Origin of the sequence: Streptomyces sp. NPDC035033 (genome assembly GCF_040636735.1) — a bacterium.
Lineage (GTDB): Bacteria > Actinomycetota > Actinomycetes > Streptomycetales > Streptomycetaceae > Streptomyces.
Window position 1 is genome coordinate 1 of sequence record NZ_JBEZUZ010000124.1, and the last position, 17,828, is coordinate 17,828.

Annotated in this window: 20 protein-coding genes and 1 tRNA gene; 11 read left to right on the forward strand and 10 right to left on the reverse strand. The window is 75.1% G+C overall.

Going from position 1 to position 17,828, the window contains the following annotated elements; all coding sequences use genetic code 11:
- Positions 1 to 459 (reverse strand): AMP-binding protein (locus AB0E83_RS32120; RefSeq protein WP_362119780.1); only part of this gene is annotated, 459 nt, incomplete at its 3' end.
- 450 nt (positions 460 to 909) lie between these two features.
- On the reverse strand, positions 910 to 1,806 hold the full coding sequence (locus AB0E83_RS32125) for a LysR substrate-binding domain-containing protein (protein ID WP_362119782.1): 897 nt from the start codon (positions 1,804 to 1,806) through the stop codon (positions 910 to 912).
- 118 nt (positions 1,807 to 1,924) lie between these two features.
- Between AB0E83_RS32125 and AB0E83_RS32130 the strand changes: the two genes are divergently transcribed.
- Positions 1,925 to 2,941 (forward strand): bile acid:sodium symporter family protein, encoded by a 1,017-nt coding sequence (locus AB0E83_RS32130; RefSeq protein ID WP_362119783.1) that lies wholly within the window; start codon positions 1,925 to 1,927, stop codon positions 2,939 to 2,941.
- Between the two features lie 25 nt (positions 2,942 to 2,966).
- Positions 2,967 to 3,380, forward strand: coding sequence for a (2Fe-2S) ferredoxin domain-containing protein (locus AB0E83_RS32135; protein ID WP_362119785.1), 414 nt, complete (start codon positions 2,967 to 2,969; stop codon positions 3,378 to 3,380).
- A 16-nt stretch (positions 3,381 to 3,396) separates the two neighbouring features.
- Here AB0E83_RS32135 and fdhD read toward each other — a convergent pair whose 3' ends face one another.
- A complete protein-coding gene (fdhD, locus tag AB0E83_RS32140) occupies positions 3,397 to 4,224 on the reverse strand; it encodes a formate dehydrogenase accessory sulfurtransferase FdhD (RefSeq protein ID WP_362119787.1) in 828 nt (275 codons plus the stop codon).
- Between the two features lie 219 nt (positions 4,225 to 4,443).
- Here fdhD and AB0E83_RS32145 point away from each other — a divergent pair, with 219 nt between their 5' ends.
- From AB0E83_RS32145 to AB0E83_RS32165, 5 genes are all read left to right on the forward strand, one after another.
- Positions 4,444 to 5,388, forward strand: a complete 945-nt coding sequence (locus AB0E83_RS32145) for a beta-ketoacyl-ACP synthase III (protein WP_362119789.1) — start codon at positions 4,444 to 4,446, stop codon at positions 5,386 to 5,388.
- A 205-nt stretch (positions 5,389 to 5,593) separates the two neighbouring features.
- A complete protein-coding gene (locus AB0E83_RS32150; protein ID WP_362119791.1) occupies positions 5,594 to 6,157 on the forward strand; it encodes a hypothetical protein in 564 nt (187 codons plus the stop codon).
- A gap of 81 nt (positions 6,158 to 6,238) precedes the next feature.
- On the forward strand, positions 6,239 to 6,871 hold the full coding sequence (locus tag AB0E83_RS32155) for a class F sortase (protein ID WP_362119793.1): 633 nt from the start codon (positions 6,239 to 6,241) through the stop codon (positions 6,869 to 6,871).
- A 287-nt stretch (positions 6,872 to 7,158) separates the two neighbouring features.
- A tRNA-Leu gene (locus tag AB0E83_RS32160) sits at positions 7,159 to 7,243 on the forward strand.
- Positions 7,244 to 7,318: 75 nt separating this feature from the next.
- Positions 7,319 to 8,902 carry a hypothetical protein gene (locus AB0E83_RS32165; protein WP_362119795.1) on the forward strand — a complete coding sequence of 528 codons (1,584 nt, stop codon included), beginning with the start codon at positions 7,319 to 7,321 and terminating at the stop codon, positions 8,900 to 8,902.
- Here AB0E83_RS32165 and AB0E83_RS32170 read toward each other — a convergent pair.
- The 3 genes from AB0E83_RS32170 to AB0E83_RS32180 are packed head-to-tail and all read right to left on the reverse strand — an operon-like array spanning position 8,899 to position 10,569.
- Positions 8,899 to 9,609, reverse strand: a complete 711-nt coding sequence (locus AB0E83_RS32170) for a class I SAM-dependent methyltransferase (protein WP_362119797.1) — start codon at positions 9,607 to 9,609, stop codon at positions 8,899 to 8,901. The two genes, AB0E83_RS32165 and AB0E83_RS32170, sit on opposite strands and share 4 nt — an antisense overlap.
- 34 nt (positions 9,610 to 9,643) lie before the next feature.
- Complete coding sequence (locus tag AB0E83_RS32175; protein ID WP_362119799.1) at positions 9,644 to 10,084, reverse strand: hypothetical protein; 441 nt, start codon at positions 10,082 to 10,084, stop codon at positions 9,644 to 9,646.
- Positions 10,078 to 10,569, reverse strand: coding sequence for an ATP-binding protein (locus tag AB0E83_RS32180; protein ID WP_362119801.1), 492 nt, complete (start codon positions 10,567 to 10,569; stop codon positions 10,078 to 10,080). Before AB0E83_RS32180 ends, AB0E83_RS32175 begins: the two co-directional genes overlap by 7 nt.
- Before the next feature lie 263 nt (positions 10,570 to 10,832).
- Here AB0E83_RS32180 and AB0E83_RS32185 point away from each other — a divergent pair, with 263 nt between their 5' ends.
- The 3 genes from AB0E83_RS32185 to AB0E83_RS32195 all read left to right on the forward strand — a co-directional run bounded on the left by AB0E83_RS32185 (position 10,833) and on the right by AB0E83_RS32195 (position 12,840).
- Positions 10,833 to 11,708, forward strand: coding sequence for a helix-turn-helix transcriptional regulator (locus tag AB0E83_RS32185; RefSeq protein WP_362119803.1), 876 nt, complete (start codon positions 10,833 to 10,835; stop codon positions 11,706 to 11,708).
- Positions 11,709 to 11,945, forward strand: coding sequence for a DUF397 domain-containing protein (locus tag AB0E83_RS32190; RefSeq protein WP_030495614.1), 237 nt, complete (start codon positions 11,709 to 11,711; stop codon positions 11,943 to 11,945). It begins immediately after the preceding gene.
- Positions 11,946 to 12,021: 76 nt separating this feature from the next.
- Complete coding sequence (locus tag AB0E83_RS32195) at positions 12,022 to 12,840, forward strand: SAM-dependent methyltransferase (protein WP_362119805.1); 819 nt, start codon at positions 12,022 to 12,024, stop codon at positions 12,838 to 12,840.
- Positions 12,841 to 12,889: 49 nt separating this feature from the next.
- On the opposite strand, the gene AB0E83_RS32200 is transcribed toward AB0E83_RS32195, so the two are convergent.
- A complete protein-coding gene (locus AB0E83_RS32200; protein ID WP_362119806.1) occupies positions 12,890 to 14,233 on the reverse strand; it encodes a 6-phospho-beta-glucosidase in 1,344 nt (447 codons plus the stop codon).
- A 104-nt stretch (positions 14,234 to 14,337) separates the two neighbouring features.
- Here AB0E83_RS32200 and AB0E83_RS32205 point away from each other — a divergent pair, with 104 nt between their 5' ends.
- Positions 14,338 to 14,775 carry a YchJ family protein gene (locus AB0E83_RS32205; RefSeq protein ID WP_362119808.1) on the forward strand — a complete coding sequence of 146 codons (438 nt, stop codon included), beginning with the start codon at positions 14,338 to 14,340 and terminating at the stop codon, positions 14,773 to 14,775.
- A 16-nt stretch (positions 14,776 to 14,791) separates the two neighbouring features.
- Here the strand turns inward: AB0E83_RS32205 and AB0E83_RS32210 are convergent, their stop codons facing one another.
- The 3 genes from AB0E83_RS32210 to AB0E83_RS32220 all read right to left on the reverse strand — a co-directional run bounded on the left by AB0E83_RS32210 (position 14,792) and on the right by AB0E83_RS32220 (position 17,623).
- The gene (locus AB0E83_RS32210) at positions 14,792 to 15,151 is read right to left on the reverse strand and encodes a hypothetical protein (protein ID WP_362119810.1); all 360 of its coding nucleotides are present in this window, start codon (positions 15,149 to 15,151) and stop codon (positions 14,792 to 14,794) included.
- A gap of 54 nt (positions 15,152 to 15,205) precedes the next feature.
- Entirely contained in the window at positions 15,206 to 17,308 is a 2,103-nt protein-coding gene (locus AB0E83_RS32215) for an MDR family MFS transporter (RefSeq protein ID WP_362119812.1), read from the reverse strand.
- Positions 17,309 to 17,371: 63 nt separating this feature from the next.
- Positions 17,372 to 17,623: a hypothetical protein gene (locus AB0E83_RS32220; RefSeq protein WP_030751780.1), complete on the reverse strand. Its 252-nt coding sequence runs from the start codon at positions 17,621 to 17,623 to the stop codon at positions 17,372 to 17,374.
- Between the last annotated feature and the right edge of the window lie 205 nt (positions 17,624 to 17,828).

The window sequence follows — 17,828 nt, forward strand, 5'->3', positions numbered from 1 at the left end:
CTCGCCGGGGTCGAGCTGCCACAGCCGCGTCAGCCGGGGCAGCCGGTCCACCACGGACCCGATGGTCATGGCGTGGTCCTCGTGCTCCACCACGACGGCGGTCACCTCGGCGTCGTGCAGCATCCAGTGGACCTGGTCGGCGGAGGAGGTCGGGTAGACCGGCACGGGCTGGGCGCCGAGCGTCCACAGCGCGAAGTCGAAGAGCGTCCACTCGTAGCGGGTACGGGACATGATCGCGACCCGGTCGCCGAACCGGACCCCGTGCGCCACCAGCCCCTTCGCGAGGGCCAGCACCTCGTCCCGGAACCGCGCGCAGGTCACGTCCTCCCAGGAGCCGTCCGCCGTCCGCCGGGCGAGGGCGACCGCGCCGGGGGTGTCGGCGGCGCGGGTGAAGACGGCGTCCGCAAGCCCGCCGCCGAGCGGGGCCGCCTCCACGGGCGGCACGGTGAACTCGCGCACGGACCTGCTCCTCCCTCGACGGCTCGGTGGCTGAAAGGGGCCGCTGTGACGGCTGCGGCGCCGTGACCGTACCCCACCCGGAGCGGTGGCGGCAGGACCTTCACCAAGCCGCGACATTCCCCGTTCGCACAGGTCAGGACAGGTGAGGGGCAAGTGGCGGCGGGACGGGGGCCGTTGCGTACCGTCCGGTAGGTCCGGCCCGCCCGAAGTCTCCACCGAATCCGTACCGCCCCCGCCCCCCACCGCGCCCGGCCGACAACCGGCGGACGGCACCGGCGGCCCCGCCTGCCCTCGGCCCTTCCCGCTCTCGGCCCGTTCGGCCTCGGTCCCACCCGTCCTCGGCCCGGCTCGCTCTCAACCCGTCCGGCCCGGGCCCGCCCGCCCTCGACTTCGCCCGCCCTCGGCCCGCCCGCTCCCGGCCGTCCGGCCCCGGCCCCGTCCCGTCGCCCCTCAGCCCGGTCGCCGGAGCCCGTCGCCGCCCTCCAGGATCGCCTCCGCCAGCGCGTCCGCCGCCTCCTGCGTCGTCCCGCCCCGCCGCCCCTTGCGCAGCACGAAGTCCACCCCGCCCAGCTCCGGCAGCCCCTGCCGGGCCGGTACGGGCACGAGGCCGGGCGGCATCAGGCCGCGGGTGTGGGCCATCACGCCGAGCCCCGCGCGGGCCGCCGCCACATTGGCGCTCAGGCTGGAACTCGTGCACGCGATCCGCCAGGCCCGGCCCTCCGCCTCCAGGGCCGCCAGCGCCCGGGCGCGGGTGATGCCCGGCGGCGGGTAGACGATCAGCGGCACCGGCCGGTCCGGGTCGAGCCGCAGCCCCGGCGCCCCGATCCACACCAGCGCGTCGCTCCACACCGGCACCCCGCCGTCGTCGCCCGCCCCGGCGCCCCGCTTGGCCAGGATCAGATCGAGCCGGCCCGCCGCGAGCCGCGCCTGGAGCGTCCCCGACAGGCCCACCGTCAGCTCCAGGTCCACCTCGGGGTGGGCGCGCCGGAAGGACTCCAGGATCTCCGGCAGCCGGGTCGCCACGAAGTCCTCCGAGGCCCCGAACCGCAGCCGCCCGCGCAGCCGCGTCCCGGTGAAGAAGGCCGCCGCCCGCTCGTGCGCCTGGAGGATCGTCCGCGCGAAGCCGAGCATCGCCTGCCCGTCCTCGGTCAGCTCCACGCTGTGGGTGTCCCGGGCGAAGAGCGGCCGCCCGGTCGCCTCCTCCAGGCGCCGCACGTGCTGGCTGACGGTCGACTGGCGCACCCCGAGCCGCCGGGCGGCCCGGGTGAAGCTCAGCGTCTGGGCGACGGCGAGGAAGGTGCGCAGCTGGACGGGTTCGTACACGCCTCCGACGTTATCGCAGACCATGATGACAGTCAGTGCGCTGTGCGGGATTCCCGATGACCGTCCCGTGGACCAGGATGGGAAGGCGTACGACCCCGGGCGTCCCCGCCCGGCGCCCGACCCGACGTCCCCGAGCGGAGCCATGACCCGACGCCCCCTCCTGCCGTCCTGGCTGCCGGTCGACGGCTACGTCCTCGCCCTCCTCGGCACCGTCGGCCTCGCCGCCCTGCTGCCGGCCTCCGGCGCCGCCGCCACCGTCGCCGGGTCCGCCGCCACGGGCGCCGTCGCGCTCCTCTTCTTCCTCTACGGCGCCCGGCTCTCCCCCCGCGAGGCGCTCGACGGCCTGCGGCACTGGCGGCTCCACCTCACCGTCCTCGGCTGCACCTTCCTCGTCTTCCCGCTGCTCGGCCTCGCCGCCCGCGGCCTCGTCCCGACCGTCCTCACCCCGCAGCTGTACGGCGGCTTCCTCTTCCTCTGCCTCGTCCCGTCCACCGTCCAGTCGTCGATCGCCTTCACCTCGATCGCCCGGGGCAACGTCCCCGCCGCGATCTGCGCGGGCTCCTTCTCCTCGCTCGCGGGCATCGTGCTGACCCCGCTGCTCGCCGCCGCCCTGCTCGGCGGCAGCACCGGCGGCCCCTCCGCCGACGCCCTGCTCGGGATCGTGCTCCAGCTCCTGGTGCCCTTCCTCGCCGGGCAGGCGCTGCGCCGCCGGGTCGGAGGGTTCCTGGCCCGCCACAAGAGGGTCCTCGGCCGCGTCGACCGGGGCTCGATCCTCCTCGTCGTCTACACCGCCTTCAGCCAGGGCGTGGTCGCCGGGATCTGGCACCTGGTGACCCCCGGCCGGCTCGCCCTGCTGCTCGCCGCCGAGGCCGTCCTCCTCGCCCTGATGCTGGCCCTGACCTGGTACGGGGCCGGGAGGCTCGGCTTCGGCCGGGCCGACCGGATCGCCGTCCAGTTCGCCGGCTCCAAGAAGAGCCTCGCCGCCGGGCTGCCCATGGCGAGCGTCCTCTTCGGCGCCCACGCCTCCCTCGCCGTCCTGCCCCTGATGCTCTTCCACCAGATGCAGCTCATGGTCTGCGCGGTCCTCGCCCGGCGCCGCGCCCGCGACCCGGAGGAGACCGCCCCCGCCCCCGCCGCCCCGGCCGTCCCCGCGGGGTGACCGCCCGGCCCGCTACGGTGCTCCCATGCCCTCACTCGATCCCGGCCGCGCCGGCGCGGCCCGCGTCCCGATACGGTACGGGGCCCGCCCCTGCTCCCTCGTCGTCTGCCGGGGCTGCTGCTGCGGAGACCCCCGCAAGACCCCCGGCACCGACCACGCCGGCCAGCTCGACCGGCTCCGCGCCGCCGCCGCGGCCTCCGGCGGCCGGCTCTCCGTCCGCACCAGCGACTGCCTCGGCGTGTGCGAGCGGGCGAACGTCGTCGTCGTCCAGCCCTCCACCGAGGGCCGCCGGCGCGGCGGCCGGGCCGCCTGGATCGGCTACGCCCTCGACGACGACTGCCTCGACGACATCCTCGCCTGGACCGAGGCGGGCGGACCCGGCCTGGCCCCGCCCCCGGAGACCCTCGCCCTCCAGATGATCGACCCGCCGAAGAACTGAGCCCCCCGGGCCCGGTTCAGAACGCGATCCGGTGCTCGCCCGCGTACACGTTCATGTCCCGTCCGCGCAGGAAGCCGACCAGCGTCAGCCCCGCCTCCGCCGCCAGGTCGACCGCCAGCGAGGACGGCGCGGACACCGCGGCGAGCACCGGGATCCCCGCCATCACCGCCTTCTGCGCCAGCTCGAACGAGGCCCGCCCCGACACCAGCAGCACCGCCCGGTCCAGCGGCAGCAGGTCCTCCCGCAGCGCCCGCCCGACCAGCTTGTCCACCGCGTTGTGCCGGCCGACGTCCTCCCGCACGTCGAGCAGCTCGCCGTCCTCCGAGAAGAGCGCCGCCGCGTGCAGCCCGCCCGTCGTGGCGAAGACCTTCTGCGCCGCCCGCAGCCGGTCCGGCAGCTCCGAGAGCAGCGCGGGGGAGACCCGTACCGGGGGAGCGTCGGCGATCGGGAAGCGGGCCGTCGTCCGCACCGCGTCCAGGCTCGCCTTGCCGCACAGCCCGCACGAGGAGGTCGTGTAGACGTTCCGCTCCAGCGTGATGTCGGGGACGGCGACCCCGGGCGCGAGCTTCACGTCCACCACGTTGTACGTGTTCGCCCCGTCCTCGGTGGCGCCCGCGCAGTACACGACGGTCCGCACGTCCTCGGCGCGCGCCAGTACGCCCTCGCTCACCAGGAAGCCGGTGGCCAGCGCGAAGTCGTCGCCCGGGGTCCGCATGGTGATCGCGATCGGCCGCCCGTTCAGCCGGATCTCCATCGGCTCCTCCGCCACCAGCGTGTCCGGCCGCGCGCTCACCGCGCCGCCGCGGATCCGCGTGACTCGCCGTCGCTCGGTGACCCGTCCCATCGCCGCCGCCTTCGATTCGTTCGGTGTTCCTGCCCCTGACCGTGCCATTCTCCGTCACCCCCGGGCCCCCGGCCCGATCCGGTGCGGCGCCTGACCCCTTGTCGCGGTCGGACAGGCGGCCCGGGGGAATCTTGGTGGTTTACGTCACCGGTTACCCATGAGTCGCTGGCAACACTGGGTGGTTCCTGCCGCTGAACGAACCATCGAGGGGGTCCCGGGATGACGGGCACTCGCATCGCCGCGCTCGGGCACTACCAGCCCGCCAAGGTCCTGACCAACCACGAGCTGGCCGAGCTGGTCGACACGAGCGACGAATGGATCCTCAGCCGGGTCGGCATCCGCACCCGCCACGTCGCCGGCCCCGAGGAGCCCGTCGACGAGCTCGCCGCGCACGCCGCGGGCAAGGCGCTCGCCGCCGCGGGGCTCGCCCCCGGCGACGTCGACTACGTCATCGTCGCCACCTCCACCGCGATCGACCGCTCGCCCAACACCGCCGCCCGGGTCGCCGCCCGCCTCGGCATGGGCTCGCCCGCCACCCTCGACCTCAACGTGGTCTGCGCCGGCTTCACCCACGCGCTCGCCACCGCCGACCACGCGGTCCGGGCCGGGGCCGCCCGCCGCGCCCTCGTCATCGGCGCCGACAAGATGACCGAGATCACCGACTGGACCGACCGCACCACCTGCGTCCTCACCGGCGACGGCGCCGGCGCCGCGATCGTCGAGGCCACCGAGACCGACACCGGCGCCATCGGCCCGGTCCTGTGGGGCTCGGTCCCGGAGATGGGCAACGCCGTCCGCATCGAGGGCACCCCGCCCCGCTTCGCCCAGGAGGGCCAGAGCGTCTACCGCTGGGCCACCCAGAAGCTGCCCGCCCTCGCCCGCGAGACCTGCGCCCGCTCCGGCATCGCCCCCGAGGACCTGGCCGGTGTCGTCCTCCACCAGGCCAACCTGCGGATCATCGAGCCCCTCGCCGCGAAGATCGGCGCCGTCAACGCGGTCGTCGCCCGCGACGTCGTCGACTCCGGCAACACCTCCGCCGCCTCCGTCCCGCTCGCCCTCGCCAAGCTCGTCGAGCGCGGCGAGCTCCCCTCCGGCGCCCCCGTCCTCCTCTTCGGCTTCGGCGGCAACCTCTCCTACGCCGGCCAGGTCGTCCGGATCCCCTGACGCCCGGGACCGCCGGGGCCCGCGCGGGCCGGATCCCCTGAATGCCGGGGCGCGTGCCCCGTTCGGCGGAGCGCCGGGGAGGCCCGGTGGCGGCGCCCCCCGGGCGCCCCTAGCTTCGATCGCGGCGGGACACCGGCGCCGACGGCGCCGGACCCGGACGCGGAGCGGCTCCGCGCCCGCGCCCCGCCGCGAACCGGAGGACCGCATGCGCGCGATACGTACCGCTTCCGCCGCCCTGCTCGCCGCCGCGGCCGTGGCCCTGTCCGCCCCCGCCGCCCCCGCCGACGAGGGCACCGGCCGGAACGTCACCTCCTTCGGCTTCTCCGTCACGCCCCGCACCGTCGCCCCCGGCGGCACGGTGACCCTGACCACCGAGGGCTGCGAGGTGCCGTCGGTGACCGTCACCTCGGGGATCTTCGACACGGTGACCCTCACCGAGGGCCGTCCCGGCACCGCGACCGTCGACGTCGACGCCAAGGCCGGCGCCGAGTACGAGATCGCCTTCGACTGCAAGGGCGAGCGCGGCACCACCACCCTGACCGTCACCGGCGACACCGCCCCGCCCGCCCCCGTCACCCCGGTCGTGCCCGACACCCCCGACGCCCGGGTCGCCCCGCACAAGGGCGTCAAGGCGGGCTTCGGCGCCTCCACCGGCTCCGACGCCCTCGGCGCCGCTGAACTCGCCACCGGCGCCGTCCTCATCGCCGGCGCGCTCGGCGCCGCCGTCGCCCTCACCCGCCGCCGCGGCTCCGCGGGCGGCCGCCCCTGAGACGGCCCCTCCGCCCCGGTGTGACGAGGTCCGGGGCGGAGGGGCGACCAGCACACCCCGAGACGAGGAGGGACCGCGGCGGTGGACAGCGCGTACGGCCGGCGCGGTGCCTGGGGCGTCGTCGCGGTCCTCCTCCTCGTCGGCGTCCACCTCGTCCGCGGCGGTACGCAGCAGCTCACCGCCACCGGCCCGCCGCCGCCCCTCGCCGCCGACGCCCCGGCCCCGGCGGCGCCCCCGCCCCCGGGCCGGCCGGGCCTCCCCGCCGCCGCCCCGCTCGCCGTCACGATCCCCTCGATCGGCGTCGACGCCCCCCTCACCCGGGTCGGCCTGGACGCGGACGGCTGGCTGGAGGCCCCGCCGCCGGAGCACCCCGGCCGGGCCGGCTGGTACGCGGGCGCGGTCACCCCCGGCGAACCCGGCACCGCCGTCGTCACCGGCCACGTCGACACCCCGGCCGGCCCGGCCGTCTTCCACTCCCTCGGCGCCCTCACCCGGGGCCGCACCGTCGAGATCCCCCGCGCCGACGGCCGCACCGCCGTCTTCACCGTCCACGGCGTCGAACTCGTCCCCAAGGACGCCTTCCCCGCCGACCGCGTCTACGCCTCCACCGGCGCCCCCGAACTCCGCGTGATCACCTGCGGCGGCCCCTACGCCCCCGCCACCGGCTACACCGGCAACGTCGTCGTCTCCGCCCGCCTCACCGCCGTCCGCTGACCTGACGTATTCCGGACACGGGCTGGCCTGGACCAACCCCCCGGGGCCACCCTGGTCCCCGGAGCAGGCGTCGGGGGGCGCCTCGCTCCCGGCCGCCACGGCGGCATCCCCGGGGATGGGCGGTCCCCGTGCGCCCGGTCACGACCCGGGGTCCACCGGCGCACGGGACCGCTCCCTCCCGCCACCCCGCGACTGACCACGGAAAACGCCGGTGAAAGCGCCCGCGAACCCCTGGTAGAGTTATCCATGTCGCCGCGGGGAACACCCCCGGGAACGACACACACCCTGTCCGGGTGGCGGAATGGCAGACGCGCTAGCTTGAGGTGCTAGTGCCCTTTATCGGGCGTGGGGGTTCAAGTCCCCCCTCGGACACCGCGAAGCAGGCCGGTCGATCTCGTATCGACCGGCCTGCTCGTCTGTCCGCGCTTCGGGGGAGGGGAGCGGCTGATGTCGCGCGCGTCCAGGTTCGACCAGCGGGCCACGGCACTCGTGGAGCTCCGCGGGCTGCGGCACGAGCACGAACTGTTCGAGGAGGCGCTGGCCGCGCGGGGCTGGCCGGTCCTGGAGCGGCAGGGCAGGGAGCCGGCCGGTTTCGCCGAGCGCCGCGTCCGCTACCTGATCGAGGCCCGCTTCCCCGGCAGCCGGTTCAACGCCACGGCGGGCGCCCGGCAGCGCATCGAGCTGATCGGCGACGAACTCGGCCTCGACCTCCAGGTGCCGGCCGTGGAAGGCGTCGCCCGCGCCCCCAGGGAGCTGCCGAGGTGGTATGTCTACGAGCGCCCCGAGGCCCCCGCGGGGACGGGCCCGGCGGCCCGGGCGCGCGGCCGGTTCGCGCTCTGGTGCGCCGAGCGGGCCGGCACCCGGGACACGGGCCGGCTGGTCACGGCGGCGACCCCGCAGGCCGCCCGGTGGCTGGCCGCCCGGCCGCTGCCCGGCACGCCCGCGCAGCGGGGCGAGGTGGCGGTGCGCCGCTCCCTGGGCGCCGCGCCCACCCCGGCGTCCGGCACGGGCGACCGCCGTGAGTCGGCGCGCCTGCTGACCCGTCTCCTCGCTTTCGCGCTCCTGGGCTTCGTGCTGGGCGCGCGCCTCATGGACGTCCGGCTCGTCCAGGGCCGCTGGTCGTGGGCGAGCACGGTGCTGCTCGCGGCGGCCGCCGCGGGGGCGGCGTTCGTCCTGGGCCGCTCCCCGCGCGGCGCCCCCGGCCCCGCGCGGGCGCCCGCCCCGGGTGCCGACACCGGCTCGGCCGCCGTCGGCGCCGTGCTCGTGGTGTTCGCCGCCGGGCTGGGCGCCTTCACCGCGTGGAAGGCGCCGGACCCGGGGATCGGGGCCCCCGCCATCCTGGTCCTGCTGCTGGTGGCGGTCGTGGTGAACGGCCTGCGGCTGCTGGTGCGGCAGTGGAGCTGGCAGCGGGTGGCCCCCTGGCTGCTGCCCGCCCTGATCCCGCTCGGCTTCGGCCTGCTGCCCGGTGTGGGCACGGCCGTGCACGTCATGTACCTGGACGCCTTCGGCGTCGACCTGGAGGACGTGGAGATTCCGAGGGCCCATCAGTTCCTGGCGATGGCCAAGCTGACCCTCTGCCTCAGCCTGTGGTTCCTGGCTCCCGGCCTGCTGGGCTACATGAAGCACTTCCACTGGCACGTCAGGGACCGCCTGTTCGGCAACTCCGTGGTGCTCGTGGTGAGCATCGTGCTGGTGGTCACGGGCTTCCTCGGGGCCGGCCTGCTGGCGGCGGCCCGGGCCGGCGAGCGGGCGGTCGCCGCCGCCGGCGCGGGCCGCACCCCCGCGAGCTACTACGGGATCGAGCCCGAGTGGGTGTGCCTCGCCCCGGTCGGCGAACCGGCGGACGTCCCGGTGGACGGCGGCGTCCTGGACCCGGCGCGGCCCTATCTCAAGCTCGGCGACTCCGGCGGCGTGGTGGTGGTCTGGGACGCCGGGGAGAAGGCGGCCCTGAAGATCCCGCTGGAGCGGCTGCGCGTCGCCCCGGCGGACTCCGCGCGCGTCACGTGCGGGACGGACGGCCCGGAGGGCTAGCCCTTCCGCGCCACCACCAGCCGGCAGTTCGGGCTGCCGTCCGGGCGGGTGCCGAAGGCGGTCAGGGGCTGGTGGGTGACGGTGAAGCCGGTCTCCTCCAGGCGGGCGCGGACGTCGGCGAGGCGGAAGGTGCGGTAGTACATGACGAACGGCGGGCGCAGGACCGCGTTGCGCAGGCGCATCGCCGCGTCGAAGGCCCAGAGGGTCCAGTAGGCGCGGGAGCCGACCGGGGGCGGGGCCGGGAGCGGGAAGGCGAGGAGGCCGCCGGGGCGGAGGGAGGCGTGGATCTGGGCGAAGAGGGTGCGCTGGGCGGCCGGGAGGAAGTGGCCGAAGGCGCCGAAGCTGACGGCCAGGTCGAAGGCCGGGGCGAAGGGGAGGGCCAGGGCGTCGGCGCGGACCAGGGTCGCGGCGGGGTGCCGGCGGCGGGCCTCGGCCAGCATGTTCGTACTGAGGTCGACGCCGGTGACGCGGCCCGAGCAGACCGCGCGGAGGACGGGGAGGCCGGCGCCGGTGCCGCAGCAGACGTCCAGGCCCGACGCGAAGGGGCCCAGTTCCTCCAGGGCGCGGGTCACCGCCGCGAGGATCCGGTCCGGGGTGCGGAACGGGGTGGCGTCGAACTTGGGCGCGAGGAGGTCGTAGCCGTGCTCGACCGAGGAGAGCGCCTGCCTTGTCAGTTCGCGGAGGGTCGGGCCCTGCGGGGTGAACATGGGGCCGACTCTACGCAGCCGGGGGCCCGGAGCGTCACAGGGCGCTGCGCACCTGCGGCGCCGGCCACGCCGGGGCGATCCCGGTGAGCTGGCAGGCGAGCAGGTAGAGGGGGATCGGCGGGGTGTAGGGCGAGGTGCCGTCCGGGTGGTGGATCAGGCGCGGGCCGCGGTCGGGGATCTCGGCGCCGGGGGCGTAACAGGCGGGCAGCGGCCAGACCAGGTCGAGGTCGGAGCCGGCCGGGACGAGCCACCACCACCAGTCGGCGTCGGCGTACACGCAGCCCTTGGCGGGGAGCCGGGAGAGGATCTTGAAGCCGAAGCGGGCGGGGACGCCCACGGCGTCGCAGCCGAGTCCGGCGGACAGGCCGGCCGGGACCGCGAGGCGGGTGGCGGTGACGGCGGGGGCGCGGCCGGGGCCGTTCTCGGGGGACCTGCGGGCGCGCGGGACGAGCAGGGTCGCCATGGACTTCAGCACGGTTCCCCCAGGCCGTGGGCGAGCTCCGCCCAGACGGTCTGGGCGGTGCCGTGGCCGGTGCGCTCGGCGCCCCAGGCCGCGCACAGCGCGTCGACGATGAGGAGGCCGCGGCCGCGTTCCTCCGCGCCGCAGTCGCGGATCCGGGGGCCGGCGGGGCCGCCCTCGTCGCGGACGGCGATCCGGAGGGCGGTGGCGCCCTCGCGGAGTTCGCAGACGATCCGGCCGCTCGCGGTGTGCAGCACCGCGTTGGTGACCAGCTCGGAGACGACCAGCGCGGCCGTGTCGCGTATCTCGGGTCCGCAGCCCCAGAGGATCAGCCGTTCCTCGGTGAGGCGGCGGGCGCGGCCCACCGACTCGGTGCGGGCGGGCAGCTCGAAGGCGAAGCGGTGGCGGGGGTCGTGGTGCAGGGGGCCGCGGGGCAGCGGGGCGTGAGGGTGCGGGCCGTGGCCCAGGGGATCGTGGCGGTGCTGGGGGCGCTGGGTCATGACTCGGGGGCTCATGAGACCTGAGGGCTGCGCGTTACCAGAAGCCACGACCGGTTCCTCACAACAGTGGGCAGGACTGCCGTACGTCGCTGTCACCGGGCTTCGTGGGCGGACCGGCGGCAGTCCGTACTGGTTCACCGGAACACTGTCCTCCTGACTCGGACACTTGGCAAGTGGCACTCTGAAAATTGCAGAGTGCCGTGTTCTCTCTGGCCGGGCTTCGTGGCACACTCGTCGAAACAGCGCGTCGGGGAGGTCTGAGAGTGAGCGAGCCGCGGTCCGCCCCCACGGTGGGACAGGTCGTCCTCGGCAAGCGTCTGCAGGATCTGCGCGAGCGGGCGGGCCTCAAGCGCGAGGAGGCCGCCAAGGTCCTCCACGTCGCCCCGGCCACGGTCCGCCGCATGGAGACCGCCGAGGTCGCGCTGAAGATCCCGTACGTCCAGCTGCTGCTGGAGGCGTACGGCGTCACCGGGCCCGAGGCGGAGGCGTTCCTCGCCCTCGCCGAGGAGGCCAACCTGCCCGGCTGGTGGCAGCGCTTCCACGACGTGCTGCCCGGCTGGTTCTCCATGTACGTCAGCCTGGAGGGGGCCGCGAGCCTCATCCGGGCCTACGAACCCCAGTTCGTCCCCGGTCTGCTCCAGACCGAGGAGTACGCCCGCGCCATTCTGCGCAGCGGGGCGGTCGGCGGCGGCGGTGACGCCGCGCGGGAAGAGGACATCGATCGGCACGTGGCCCTGCGGATGGAGCGCCAGTCCCTGCTGACCAGGGAGGACGCCCCGAAGTTCTGGGTCATCATGGACGAGACGGTGTTCCGCCGGCCGGTCGGCGACGGGCCCGAGGTGATGCGCGACCAGCTCGACCGGCTGCTCGAAGTCTCCGAGCTGCCGAACGTCACCCTGCAGATCGCGGAGTTCGCGTCCGGCCACCACCCCGGCACGTACGGTCCGTTCGTCCTCTTCCGCTTCGCCGTGCCCGAACTCCCGGACATGGTCTACAGCGAGTACCTGACCGGCGCCGTCTACCTCGACGCGCGCCCCGAGGTGGCGTCCCACCTGGAGGTCATGGACCGCATGGCGGCGCAGGCCGCGACTGCACAACGCACGAAGGAGGTCCTCCGGGACCTCCGCAAGGAGCTGTGAATGGATCGCATATACAACGGCATGCCCGCCGCGGAGCTCGGTGCCGAGGGATGGCACAAGCCCTGGAGCGGCGGGAACGGGGGCAACTGCGTGGAGGCCATGAAGCTGGCCGACGGCAGGGTCGCCGTGCGACAGTCCGCAGACCCTGAAGGACCCGCCCTCATCTACACCCACGGGGAGATCGCCGCGTTCATCGCGGGGGCCAAATCCGGTCAGGCCGATTTCCTGCTCACCTGACCCTTCCGCACCACCCCTACCGTCACGTAACTCTTGTAGCAGCGCCACCCGTTCGTCCCGACCAGGAGAGCCGACGATGACCCAGGAACCCGCGTCCGCCCGCAGCGAGATCCGGATCGACACCAGCAAGCCGCATCCCGCGCGGATGTACGACTGGTTCCTGGGCGGCAAGGACAACTACCCCGTCGACGAGGAGATGGCCCGCCAGCTCCTCACCGTCGACGCCCGGGGCCGCGACATGGCCCGGGTCAACCGCGCCTTCATGCACCGCGCCATCCGCTGGCTCAGCGCCCACGGCGTGCGCCAGTACCTGGACATCGGCACCGGGATCCCGACCGAGCCCAACCTGCACCAGATCGCGCAGGAGGCCGCGCCGGAGTCCCGGATCGTCTACTGCGACAACGACCCGATCGTGCTCGCGCACGCGGCCGCGCTGCTGCGCTCGACCCCCGAGGGGGCCACCGAGTACATCCAGGCGGACGCCCGCGACCCCGAGACCATCCTCGAACGGGCCGGAAAGGTCCTTGACTTCGACCGGCCCATCGCGCTGTCGATGCTGGCCCTGCTCCACTTCCTGGGCGACGAGGACGGCGCCCACGACATCGTCGCCAAGCTCGTCGACCAGCTCGCCCCGGGCAGCTACCTCGTCCTCTCGCACGTCACCGGGGACTTCGACCCCGAGGGCGCGGCGAAGGCCGTCGGCATGTACAAGGCCCGCGGCCTGACCCTGCGGCCCCGCTCGCGCGACGAGCTGGCCGAGTTCTTCGCCGGCCTGGAGCTCGTCGAGCCCGGCGTGTCCCTTACCGCCGAGTGGCACCCGGAGCTCGGCGAGCCGGTGCCGGTCCAGGGCGACGACCCGATCCCGGGCTGGGCCGCCGTGGCCCGCAAGCCCTGACCCGTCCACGCGTCACGGGGGAAGGCCCGCGGGCCTTCCCCCGTCCGTCTCACGCCCGCAGGTACGCGAGCCCCGGGTGCACGGCCGCGTAGCCGTCGAGCAGCCGCCGGGCCACGCCCACCGAGTCCACCAGCGGGTGCAGCGCGAAGGCCTTCACCGCGGTCGCCCGCGCGCCGCTCTCCGCCGCCGCCAGCACCTCCCGCTCCACCGCCTTCACCGCCGACACCAGCCCCATGGCGTGGTGCGGCAGCGGGTCCACCGCCACCGGGCGGGCGCCGCCCGCGTCCACCAGGCAGGGCACCTCGACCACCGCGTCCGCGTCGAGGCCCGGCAGCGCCGACCCGTTGCGCACGTTCAGGATCAGCGTGGCCCGCTCGCCGCGCGCGATCGCCCGCATCAGCGCCAGCGCCACCCGCTCGTAGCCGCCCGGCTCCAGGTCCTCCTCCGCCCGGTCGCCGGCGCCGGCCGCCTCCCGGTTGTGCGCCATGTAGGTCGCCTCGCGGTCGGCCAGCGTGCGCCGCCAGGCGTCCAGGGCCCGCACCTCCGGCCGGCCGGCCTCCGCGTAGAAACCGGCCTGCTGGTCCAGGAGGTACGCGCCCCGGGTCTTCTCCGCGCCCCGGTAGGAGGCGACCGCCTCCCGGTTGAAGTAGTAGTAGTGCAGGTACTCGTTGGGCACCGCGCCCAGCGACCGCAGCCACTCGGCGCCGAAGAGCTTCCCCTCCTCGAAGGAGCCGAGCAGCGCCTCGTCGGCGAGGAGCCGGGGCAGCTCGTCCCGCCCGTCCACCCGCAGCCCGCGCAGCCACCCCAGGTGGTTGAGGCCCGCGTAGTCGATCCACACCCGGTCCGGGTCCGCGCCGAGGACCCGGGCGACCCGGCGGCCGAGGCCCACCGGGGAGTCGCAGATGCCGACGACCCGGTCGCCCAGCACCCGGGACATCGCCTCCGTCACCATCCCGGCCGGGTTGGTGAAGTTGATGACCCACGCGTCCGGGGCGAGCGCGGCGATCCGGCGGGCGATCGCGACGGCGACCGGCACGGTCCGCAGGCCGTACGCGATCCCGCCCGCGCCCACGGTCTCCTGGCCGAGGACCCCCTCGGCCAGCGCCACCCGCTCGTCGGCCGCCCGGCCCTCCAGACCGCCGACCCGGATCGCCGAGAAGACGAAGTCCGCCCCGCGCAGCGCCTCGTCGAGGTCGGTGGTGGCCGTGACGGCGGGCGCGTCCGGCACCCCCTCGGCCTGTTCGGCGAGGACCCGTGCGATGGCCGCCAGCCGGCCGGCGTCGAGATCGTGCAGGGTGACACGGGTGATCCGCCCCTCGGCGTGGTCACCGAGCAGCGCGCCGTACACCAGCGGTACCCGGAACCCGCCGCCTCCGAGAATCGTCAGTCGCATGGCCCGTACGCTACTCGGCCGCCCCCGCCGGACGGCCCGGACCGGACCGGGCGTCCACGCCGCCGTCCGCATCCCGGGCAGCGGGGCTGAGGGAGAATGAGGGCATGTCCCGACGCAAGACCCGCCCCCGCACCTCCGCCCCGGCCGTCACCGCCGACACGCCCTGCCCCTGCGGCCTCGACGCCGCGTACGGCGCCTGCTGCGGCCGCTTCCACGGCGGCACGGCGGGCACCGCGCCCACCGCCGAACTCCTGATGCGCTCCCGCTACAGCGCCTTCGCCGTCGGGGACGCGGCCTACCTGCTGCGCACCTGGGCCCCCGAGACCCGTCCCCGCACCCTCGACCTCGACCCCGGCACGCGCTGGACGGGCCTGGAGATCCTGGACACGACCGGGGGCACCGCTTTCCACCAGACCGGCACCGTGACCTTCCGGGCCCGGTACGCGCACGGCGGCGAGGCCGGCGCGCTGCACGAGCGCAGCCGCTTCGCCCGTCACGACGGCGCCTGGGTGTACGTCGACGGCGACTTCCCCGACGACTGACCCGCCCCGCGGGCGCCTACCAGACGAGGACCCCGCCGTTCACCTCCCGGGCGCGGTGGGCGGCGGCGACGATGTTGCCGAAGCGGGCGGTGACGTACTCCACCGTGTAGCCGCTGTGGCCGGCGAGGGCGGCCAGGTGCGGGCGGACCGCCTCGCACTCGGCCAGGAACTCCCCGAGCTCCTCGGGCCGCACGCGCAGGTCGTCGCCGTCGAGGAGCGGGAAGAACCGCGCGCCGAGGGCGCGCATCGCGGGGGATCCCCACAGCGCGGTGCGGCTCCGCTCGAAGCCCGCCAGCTCGCGGCCGTGCGGCGGGTCCTCCAGCAGGCGCTCGGTTCCGTCGGCGTCGACGACGAAGGTGTGGACGAGAAGGCTCATGGGCCGATCCTCGTGCCCCGGCCCCGTTCCGGCCAGCGCTTTTCGGCCGGGGCCTCACCCGCGCGCGGCGACCGCCGCCCGGTCGTCCCGGCGGCCCACCGGGAGGCCGGTGGAGAGGTCCTCGGCCACGGCCTTCTTGGCGATGGCGTCGGCGGCGGCGCGGAGTTCGGGGCCGCTGGGGCGGTCGCCCTCCCCCTCCAGGCGGTCGGCGAGCCAGTCGCCCCAGGTGCGGGTGATGAGCTCGGCCTCGCGGGCGCCGGCCGGCGTGTGCGAGAGCAGGTTGCCGTCGCGGGTGAGGAAGCCCTCGTCGACCATCCGGTCGAACACGGGCAGGACGACCTCGGGCGGCACCCGCCGGCCCGCCGCGATGAGCCCGAGGCTCGCGTGCCCGACCGTCCGCGTGTACAGCTCCACCTGCATGACCGCCCAGGCGCCGGCCGTGTCGAGGCGGGTGTCGGAGCCGGCGACGATCCGGCGGGCGGTGGCCATGTCGATCCGGCGCAGCAGCCGTCCCACCGCGAGTTCGAGCAGTTTCGCGGAGTCGCCGCTGGTCGTGGGGGAGGCGAAGCCCTCGCCCATGTCGGGGGCGGCCTCCCGGACCGAGTCGCGCAGCTTCACCTGCTTGAGGAAGAGGGCGACGACGAAGCCGACGACGGCGACGGGCACGGTCCACAGGAAGACGGTGTGCAGGGTGTCGGCGTAGGCCCGCACGATCGGTTCGGCGACGCCGCCGGGCAGGGCGTGGACCCCGGCCGGGCTCTGCGCGGCCTTCGCGACCGTCTCCGGCGGGATGCCGACCGGCCCGCCGAGGACGGACGCCTCGGCGACCCCGGTGGTGAGGTTGGGCTTCAGGGCGTTGGCGTAGATGGTGCCGAAGACGGCGGTGCCGAAGGAGCTGCCCAGGGTGCGGAAGAAGGTGACGCCGGAGGTGGCGGTGCCGAGGTCGGCGTAGTCGACGGTGTTCTGCACGGCGATCGTCAGGACCTGCATGCACAGGCCGATGCCGAGGCCGAGGACGAACATGTACAGCGACTCCAGCCAGGCGCCGGTGGACTCGTCCATCAGCGAGAGCAGGAAGAGCCCGATCCCCATGACGGCGCAGCCGACGACGGGGAAGATCCGGTAGTGGCCGGTCTTGCTGACCACGTTGCCGCTGTAGATCGAGGCGATGAGCAGGCCGACGACCATCGGCAGCGTCCGGATGCCGGAGACCGTCGCCGAGTCCCCGTCCACGTACTGGAGGTAGGTCGGCAGGAAGGTCATCGCGCCGAGCATCGCGAAGCCGACGACGAAGCTGAGCACCGAGCAGACGGTGAAGACCGGGTTGCGGAACAGCCGCATGGGCAGCATGGGTTCGGCGGCCCGGGTCTCCGCCCAGCAGAAGAGGCCGAGGGCGATCAGGCCGCCGGCGAAGAGCCCGATGATGACGCCGGAGCCCCACGCGTACTCGTTGCCGCCCCAACTGGTCGCCAGGATCAGGGCGCTGGAGCCGATCGCGACCAGCGCGATGCCGAGGTAGTCGATCACCGGACGGCTCGCCGAGCGGACCGAGGGGATCGTCCGGGCGGCGGCGATGACGACCAGGATCGCGATCGGCACGTTGACGTAGAAGGCCCAGCGCCAGCTCGCGTGGTCGGTGAACAGGCCGCCGAGCAGCGGCCCGATGACCGTCGAGACGCCGAACACGGCGCCGATCGCGCCCTGGTACTTGCCGCGTTCGCGCAGCGGGATGACATCGGCGATCAGCGCCATCGAGGTGACCATGAGGCCGCCGGCCCCGATGCCCTGGAGACCGCGCCAGACGATCAGCAGGGTCATGTTGGTGGCGAGGCCGCAAAGAAACGAGCCGGTGATGAAGACGACCGCCGAGATCTGGAAGACCACCTTGCGGCCGAAGAGGTCGCCGAACTTGCCGACCAGGACCGTCGCCACGGTCTCGGCGAGGAGGTAGGAGGTGACGACCCACGACATGTGGGCGGCGCCCCCGAGGTCCGCGACGATCGTGGGCAGGGCGGTGCCCACGATCGTCTGGTCGAGCGCGGCCAGGAGCACGCCGAGCATGATCGTGCCGAACACGATGTTGCGGCGGCGGCCGTCGAGGACGGGCGGTGCGGGCGCGGCCGGGGCCGCGGGGGCTGCGTCGCTGGTCGTGGTCACCTTCGCAGCGTCACACCGGGCCGGTGCCGCTGCCCGTGGGGCACCGCCGAACGGGCGACGTCCTCAGGGGCGTACGGGCAGGCTGGGGTGGTGCTTGGCCAGGATCTTGTTGGCCCGGGCGAGGGCGGCCAGCGCGTGCTCGCGGTCGGCCCGGTCCTCCGCGCACAGCGGCCCGCGGAAGCGGTAGACCTCGCGCGCCGCGCAGTCCGCCTCGATCTCCGCCTGGAGGACGTGCGCGGGCAGGCAGGAGCCGATGAGGGCGGCCACGCGGTCGGGGATCGGGACGGGTACGAGGGGGGATGGCGAGGCGATCACGGGTCAGTCCTAGCGGTTCGTGGGGGTGGACGGGAAGGGCTCTCACCTCCATACGTACCGGATGGCGGGAGCGGTTCCGGTTCGGCCCCGGCGCCGGTGTGCGACGGGGGCGCCCGGCCCCGCCGGCGCGCGCGGGCGCACCCGTCCCCCGCCGTCCGGCCGGGGTGATCGCGCTCGCCGGCGTTCTCGCAGGTACGGGGCGCGG

What these genes read in the sequence shown, in the direction of transcription:
- AB0E83_RS32165 (WP_362119795.1), top strand. Translation starts at nt 7,319, where the DNA reads ATGTCGCGCGCGTCCAGGTTCGACCAGCGGGCCACGGCACTCGTGGAG.
- AB0E83_RS32125 (WP_362119782.1), bottom strand. Translation starts at nt 1,806, where the DNA reads ATGGTCTGCGATAACGTCGGAGGCGTGTACGAACCCGTCCAGCTGCGC.
- AB0E83_RS32180 (WP_362119801.1), bottom strand. Translation starts at nt 10,569, where the DNA reads ATGACCCAGCGCCCCCAGCACCGCCACGATCCCCTGGGCCACGGCCCG.
- AB0E83_RS32135 (WP_362119785.1), top strand. Translation starts at nt 2,967, where the DNA reads ATGCCCTCACTCGATCCCGGCCGCGCCGGCGCGGCCCGCGTCCCGATA.
- AB0E83_RS32170 (WP_362119797.1), bottom strand. Translation starts at nt 9,609, where the DNA reads ATGTTCACCCCGCAGGGCCCGACCCTCCGCGAACTGACAAGGCAGGCG.
- AB0E83_RS32150 (WP_362119791.1), top strand. Translation starts at nt 5,594, where the DNA reads ATGCGCGCGATACGTACCGCTTCCGCCGCCCTGCTCGCCGCCGCGGCC.
- AB0E83_RS32200 (WP_362119806.1), bottom strand. Translation starts at nt 14,233, where the DNA reads ATGCGACTGACGATTCTCGGAGGCGGCGGGTTCCGGGTACCGCTGGTG.
- fdhD (WP_362119787.1), bottom strand. Translation starts at nt 4,224, where the DNA reads ATGGGACGGGTCACCGAGCGACGGCGAGTCACGCGGATCCGCGGCGGC.
- AB0E83_RS32195 (WP_362119805.1), top strand. Translation starts at nt 12,022, where the DNA reads ATGACCCAGGAACCCGCGTCCGCCCGCAGCGAGATCCGGATCGACACC.
- AB0E83_RS32205 (WP_362119808.1), top strand. Translation starts at nt 14,338, where the DNA reads ATGTCCCGACGCAAGACCCGCCCCCGCACCTCCGCCCCGGCCGTCACC.
- AB0E83_RS32190 (WP_030495614.1), top strand. Translation starts at nt 11,709, where the DNA reads ATGGATCGCATATACAACGGCATGCCCGCCGCGGAGCTCGGTGCCGAG.
- AB0E83_RS32130 (WP_362119783.1), top strand. Translation starts at nt 1,925, where the DNA reads ATGACCCGACGCCCCCTCCTGCCGTCCTGGCTGCCGGTCGACGGCTAC.
- AB0E83_RS32145 (WP_362119789.1), top strand. Translation starts at nt 4,444, where the DNA reads ATGACGGGCACTCGCATCGCCGCGCTCGGGCACTACCAGCCCGCCAAG.
- AB0E83_RS32210 (WP_362119810.1), bottom strand. Translation starts at nt 15,151, where the DNA reads ATGAGCCTTCTCGTCCACACCTTCGTCGTCGACGCCGACGGAACCGAG.